The organism is Micromonospora sp. NPDC047753, from assembly GCF_040642735.1.
In the GTDB taxonomy this organism is placed as follows: domain Bacteria; phylum Actinomycetota; class Actinomycetes; order Mycobacteriales; family Micromonosporaceae; genus Micromonospora.
Window position 1 is genome coordinate 1 of the sequence record NZ_JBEYSL010000439.1, and the last position, 5,714, is coordinate 5,714.

Consider the following 5,714-nt stretch of genomic DNA (forward strand, 5'->3'; position numbering starts at 1 on the left):
GAAGGATCTGGCCCAGCGGTGCGGGCTCAACGCGCTGGCCGCTGTCGACTCGCTGGTCGGCCTGGAGAACGTGGTCAAGGTGGTCAAGGTGACCGCACAGCGAGGGGGATCAGCGCCCACCACCAGGTGCGCCCCCGCTGCACCAGCACCGCGAAGAGCGCGATCGGCGCGAACGCGGCGAGCAGCGGTACGGGCTGAAAATCGGCGGTGTAGAAGATCGCGATGATGGTGATCGCGAACAGGTCGTCGACCACCGCCAGGGTGAGCAGGAATGCGCGTAGCCCCTGGGGCAGATGTGAGCTGACCACCGCGAGGACGGCGAGCGCGAAAGCGATGTCGGTGGCGGTCGGAATGGCCCACCCGCGCAGGCCCTCCCCGCCACCGCTCAGCACCACCGCCACGTAGATCAGCGCCGGCAGCAGCATCCCGCCGAGCGCGGCCGCCACCGGCAGCGCGGCTCGGCGCGGGTCGCGGAGGTCACCGGCGACGAACTCCCGTTTGAGCTCCAGGCCCACGACGAAGAAGAAGATGGCCAGCAGGCCGTCGGCCGCCCAGGTGGCCAGATTCAGGTCGAGGTGCCAGGGCGCGCCGGGCCAGGGCACGACCTCGCCGAGCCGGGTGTACGAGTCGGACCACGGGGAGTTGGCCCAGATCAGCGCGATCAGAGCGCCTGACAGCAGCAGCGCGCCACCGACGGTCTCGGTGCGCAGCACGTCGGCCAGGTGCCGGGCCTGCGGCCAGGACGATCGGGAGAACAGCCGGATCTTTGGCGGACGCGGGCCTGACGGCGGGGTGGGGAGGGTCAACTTCGGCTCACCTACAGGAGTCGGGACAGCAGGTTTCCACTCGCCGACCAGACTTCCCGGCACACCGCTGTCGACCCTATCCGGCGGCGCGGTCGGCGGCGAACGCTGGGCCGATCGGACGCCGTCGGATCGGCCTTCGACTTTTTCCCCGTTGTCGCCGCTGCCGAATGGGCGTTTGTCGGGTTGGTCATGCGGGCGCACATCTCGCCGCCGGAATATAGGTAACTCCGGACATAAGCCGTATGAGCCGCTTTAATGGTTTCACGAGTTTAGAGACGACCTTGGGGGTTTTTGTGAAGTTCTTTGCCGCAACCGGACCGGCACGGGGGCGCTCCTGATGGACCTGCTCCGCCAATTGCGCCACGTGCGTCGGCACTGGTGGGTCGCGCTGGTCACGGTCATGGTGGCTCTCGGCGTCTCGGCGTTCCTGACCGTACGTGCCCAACCCCGGTACGTCGCCTCGGTGACCTTCTTCGTCACGACCCCCAACACCGGCGTCACCGACGCCTACCAGGGCGGGCTCTTCCTCCAGCAGCGTGTCAAGTCGTACGCCGACCTGCTCAGCAGCGACCGGCTGGCGCAGAGCGTGGTGGCCGAGACTCCGGTCGGCCTCACCGCGGACGAGGTGCAGCGCCGGGTGAGCACCTCCACCGAGACCGGCACCGTTCTGCTGCGGGCATCGGTCACCGACACCGACCAGACCCGCGCGTTGCGCGTGACGGAGAGCCTCGCCAACAAGTTCGTCGAACTCGTACAGAAGGTGGAGACGACACCGGAGGGCAAGGCGCCCATCAAGATCGAGGTCGTCAGTGGCCCGCGGGTCAGCGCCGACCCCGTCTCGCCGCAGCCGGTCCGCAACCTCACCCTCGGTGGCCTGGTCGGCCTCCTCCTCGGCATCGGTCTGGCGATCCTGCGCGGCGTCGCCGACGTCCGACTGCGCGACGCCGCCGGCCTGCAACGCGCCACGGGTAGCCCGCTGCTCGGTGAGATCCCGTTCGAGTCCAACGCCCGCAGCGCGCCGCTCATCGTGGGCGACGCCGCGACCTCGGCGCGCGCCGAGGCGGTCCGCAAGCTGCGGACCAACCTGCGCTTCGTGGACGTCCACGAGCCGGCCCGGGTCATCGCGGTGACCAGCGCCCTGCAGGGCGAGGGCAAGACCACCCTCTCCTGCAACCTGGCCATCGCCCTGGCCGAGGCGGGCTGGCGGGTGCTGCTGGTGGACGCCGATCTGCGCCGCCCGAAGGTCGACGACTATCTGGGCCTGGACGCCGGCGTCGGCCTCACCGACGTGCTGGTCGGCGACGTGAAGGTGGGCGACGTCGTGCAGCGCTGGGGCGACAAGTCGCTGCTGGTGCTGCCCAGCGGGTCGGCCCCGCCGAACCCGAGCGAGCTGCTCGGCTCCAAGGCCATGTCGGACCTGCTGCTGGCGCTGCGCGAGTCGGCGGACATCGTGATCATCGACACCGCCCCGCTGCTCGCGGTGACCGACGGCGTGGTGGTGGCCGTGCAGGCCGACGGCGCGCTGCTGGTGACTCAGCAGGGCCGCACCTCGCGGACCCAGGTCGCCGCCGCGGCCCGGTCACTGCACTCGGTCTCGGTTCGGCTGCTCGGCTGCGTGCTGAACATGGCCAAGGTGGCCAAGGCGGAGGCGTACCAGTACGAGGCCTACCGGGTGGTGGCCTCGACGGCCGAGGCGTCGGTGCCGGCCGAACGGGCCGCGTCCGGCCGGCACAGCGCAACCGCCGACGGGGTCAACGGAGTCCCCGACCACACCCAGGAACTCACCCGGCTGCCCCGATGAGCACGGCGAGGGGTCGCAGAGACCGTTCGATCTCCTCGGCGCAGCGTCGGAAGTCGGCCAAGGTGCCGCCGATCGGGTCCCGAAGGTCGTCCTCGTCCGGGGCGGCGGGTTGCAGTCTTCCCCGGGCCTGCGCGGCGGCGACGATCGCCGCCCGCAGCGGATCGTCGGCCAGGTCGGTGGGCGGTTCGGCCGCCGCGGCCAGCCGGCCGAACTGGCGCAACGTGAACGTCCGGTGCAGCGCTCCCGGCGCCAATGAGGTGCAGACCGAGCGTTGGCGTCGGGTCGCGGTCAGCACGAGCGTCGCGTCGACCAGGTACTCGGGGCGCAGACCGCGGGTCCGGAACGCCGCCGGGTCCCGGCCGTTCTCCGTCGCGACCTCCAGGGCGTACGGGTGCATGGCCAGCCCGTCGATCGCGTCGGTGCCGGCGCTGGCCACCTCGACGGGTCGGTCGGCCAGCAGCCGGCGGGCCAGGTACTCGGCCATCGGTGACCGGCACAGGTTGGCGTGGCAGACGAACAACACGCGATCAGCCATCGGTGCCCCTCTCATCGGTACGGACACCGAAGCGCGCACCGCGGGGGCGGTGCGTCGACGCCGGTGGCCGCGCGGGGAGGGGTTGTCGGCATCGTACGCGCGCCGCACGCCGGCCGGTCGTGGTGCCGCGCCGGTCGCTGGCGATCCCGGTGGGACGGGGGCGTACCGGTGAAGATCGGCATCCTGTCGTACCACTTTCCGCCCGAGCCGGCGTTCATCCCGGGGAGCCTCGCCGAGGAGCTGGCCGCGCGTGGGCACGAGGTACGGGTCCTCACCGGCTTCCCGGACTACCCGGGTGGCCACGTCTATCCCGGCTGGCGGCAGCGGTGGCACCACGAGACGCACAGCGAACGGCTGAGCGTCCGACGGGTGCCCCGGTACCCCGCGGGTGCCGCGTCCGCCGGCGGTCGAATGGCCAGTTACCTCTCCTTCGCCGGCAGCGCGGGGCTGGTCGCACGCCGTTTCCTGGGTGACGTGGACGCGCTCTACGTGTTTCAACTGCCGGCGACGACGTTCGCCGCCGCCGCGGTGCTCCGGTTGCTCGGGCGGGTGCCCGCGGTGCTGCACGTGCAGGACGTCTGGACCCGCGACGGCGCGGATGAGGGGGGCGAGGGGCGCTGGGCGGCGCGGATGGGCAGCACGATGACCCGGATCTACCGGACCGCCGCGAGAATCGCGGTCGCGGCGCCGTCGATGCGGGACCTGGTGGTCGCCGCGGGCGCCGACCCGGCCCGGGTCCGGCTGGTGCTGAACTGGACCGACGAGCGGATCTTCTATCCGGCGACACCCGGCGCGGCGGCACGCCAGCTGGTCCGTCGCGACGGTCGGTGCGTGGTGATGCACGCCGGGACCATCGGGGCGCGGCAGGGGCTCGAGACCGCGGTCCGTGCGGCCGCGGCACTGGACCGGACGATGGATCTGGTCCTTGTCGGCTCCGGCGCGGCGGAGCGGCGGGTGCGGGGGCTCGCCGCCGAGCTGGGCGCGGAGAACATCCGTTTCCTGGAGCGGCGGTCACCGGTCGACATGCCCGAGCTGTACGCCGCCGCCGACTACCAACTCGTCATGTCGCGCGACCTTCCGGAGCTGCGCAGCACGGTGCCCGGCAAACTCCAGGCCGCGCTGTCCTGCGCCGCGCCGGTGATCGCCTCCGCCGGTGGGGACACGGCCGAGCTGGTCGAACGGGTTCGGGCCGGGCTGTCCTGCCCACCCGAGGACTGGGCGGCACTGGCCGACAGGTTCTGGCTGGCAGCCACCATTCCGCCGCCGGCCCGCACCGAGATGGGTCGCCGGGGGAGGGCCGCGTACCTGCGCGAGATGTCGCTGCCCGGCGGCGTGGACCAGATCGAGCGGCTGTTGCACGAGGCGGCCGGACGGTTCGCCGAGCCCGCCACGGAACCAAGAGGAAAGCTCGCTTAAAGGACGACAATTGCGATAACGGTATGAACTTCCCTTGGACGTGCTAAGAACGTCAGGGAATCGACCTTCTGTCCGGTTCCACGAATGGGAGTTTGGTGTGACGGTGAGCGAACGGCCGATCCGGCGGCGGAGCCGGTCCCGGCGTCGTCGGCGGGCCCGACTGCGACGGGCGCTGCTCGGCGCCCTGGTGGTCGGCTCGCTGCTACTGGCGACCGCCGGGTGGGTCGGCTTCCGGGGCTGGCAGGCGCGCACCCACCTGCTCAACGCCGCCGGCCTGGCCCGGGAGTTGAGCGCCCAGATCGTCGGTGGGGACACCGACCGTGCTTTGCGGACGCTCGCCGCCCTCCAGGAGCAGGCCAAAGCGGCCCGTTCGGCAACTGCCGACCCCAGTTGGCGGCTCGGACGGCACACGCCGGTCGCCGGCGACGACCTCGACGCTGTCGCGCAGATCGCCGTCGCCATCGACGAACTGGCCCGGCACGCGTTCCCGACCCTGCTCCGCATGGACCTGACCAGCCTGGTGCCAACCGGCGGCCGGTTGGACCTCGCGCGGCTCGCCGCCGTCTCCACGGAGCTGACCGGGGTGCACGAGTCGGTGCAACGTACCCGCCAGAACCTGGCGGCGGTGCCAGCCGACAGTCTGGTCAGCCAGATCCGGCAGGCGCTGGGCGACCTGCGCGACGAGATCGACCGGCTGGCCAGCCTCACCACGGCAGCCGACCAGGGCGCCCGTCTCCTCCCGCCGCTGCTCGGTGCCAACGGCCCACGCCGCTACCTGCTCGTCTCGCAGAACCTCGCCGAGTTGCGCGCCACCGGCGGCATGTTCGGCGCCTACGCGATGATCGAGGCGGAGAACGGCAAGGTGCAGATGGGCAAGCAGGGCAGCACCTCCTCGCTCGGTCAGTTCACCCCGGCGCTGAAGGTGCCCGCCGAAACCCGGGCCCTCTGGACGGACCTGCCCGGCATCTACCCCGCCGACGTCAACCTGTCCCCGCACTTCCCGACCGCAGCCGCGCTGTACCGCGAGATGTTCCGGCGCAAGACCGGCACCACTGTCGACGGGACACCACCTCCTGGGCACCCAGGTCGCCGCCGTTGCAGGTTTGCAGGTACCACTGCTCACCCTCGGGGGGTTCGACCGGCCCCTCGGTCAGCT

At 71.6% G+C, this 5,714-nt stretch carries 4 protein-coding genes and 2 pseudogenes; 4 read left to right on the forward strand and 2 right to left on the reverse strand.

Annotation, left to right across the window (positions count from 1 at the left end; genetic code table 11):
* Window positions 1–94: pseudogene (locus tag ABZ749_RS27800) on the forward strand (RidA family protein); the annotation flags it as partial.
* Between the two features lies 1 nt (window position 95).
* Here the strand turns inward: ABZ749_RS27800 and ABZ749_RS27805 are convergent.
* Window positions 96–764: pseudogene (locus ABZ749_RS27805) on the reverse strand (Na+/H+ antiporter NhaA); the annotation flags it as partial.
* Between the two features lie 379 nt (window positions 765–1,143).
* Here ABZ749_RS27805 and ABZ749_RS27810 point away from each other — a divergent pair.
* Window positions 1,144–2,607: a polysaccharide biosynthesis tyrosine autokinase gene (locus ABZ749_RS27810; protein WP_357232998.1), complete on the forward strand. Its 1,464-nt coding sequence runs from the start codon at window positions 1,144–1,146 to the stop codon at window positions 2,605–2,607.
* Here ABZ749_RS27810 and ABZ749_RS27815 read toward each other — a convergent pair.
* Window positions 2,588–3,142, reverse strand: a complete 555-nt coding sequence (locus ABZ749_RS27815; RefSeq protein ID WP_357233000.1) for a low molecular weight phosphatase family protein — start codon at window positions 3,140–3,142, stop codon at window positions 2,588–2,590. The two genes, ABZ749_RS27810 and ABZ749_RS27815, sit on opposite strands and share 20 nt — an antisense overlap.
* A gap of 168 nt (window positions 3,143–3,310) precedes the next feature.
* Between ABZ749_RS27815 and ABZ749_RS27820 the strand changes: the two genes are divergently transcribed.
* Both ABZ749_RS27820 and ABZ749_RS27825 read left to right on the forward strand, forming a co-directional pair.
* Complete coding sequence (locus tag ABZ749_RS27820; RefSeq protein WP_357233002.1) at window positions 3,311–4,558, forward strand: glycosyltransferase family 4 protein; 1,248 nt, start codon at window positions 3,311–3,313, stop codon at window positions 4,556–4,558.
* Window positions 4,559–4,661: 103 nt separating this feature from the next.
* A partial coding sequence (locus tag ABZ749_RS27825) for a DUF4012 domain-containing protein (RefSeq protein WP_357233004.1) occupies window positions 4,662–5,714 on the forward strand: 1,053 nt, incomplete at its 3' end.

Excerpts from the sequence above, each read along its gene's own strand:
- ABZ749_RS27810 (WP_357232998.1), top strand. The coding sequence starts at position 1,144 with ATGGACCTGCTCCGCCAATTGCGCCACGTGCGTCGGCACTGGTGGGTC.
- ABZ749_RS27815 (WP_357233000.1), bottom strand. The coding sequence starts at position 3,142 with ATGGCTGATCGCGTGTTGTTCGTCTGCCACGCCAACCTGTGCCGGTCA.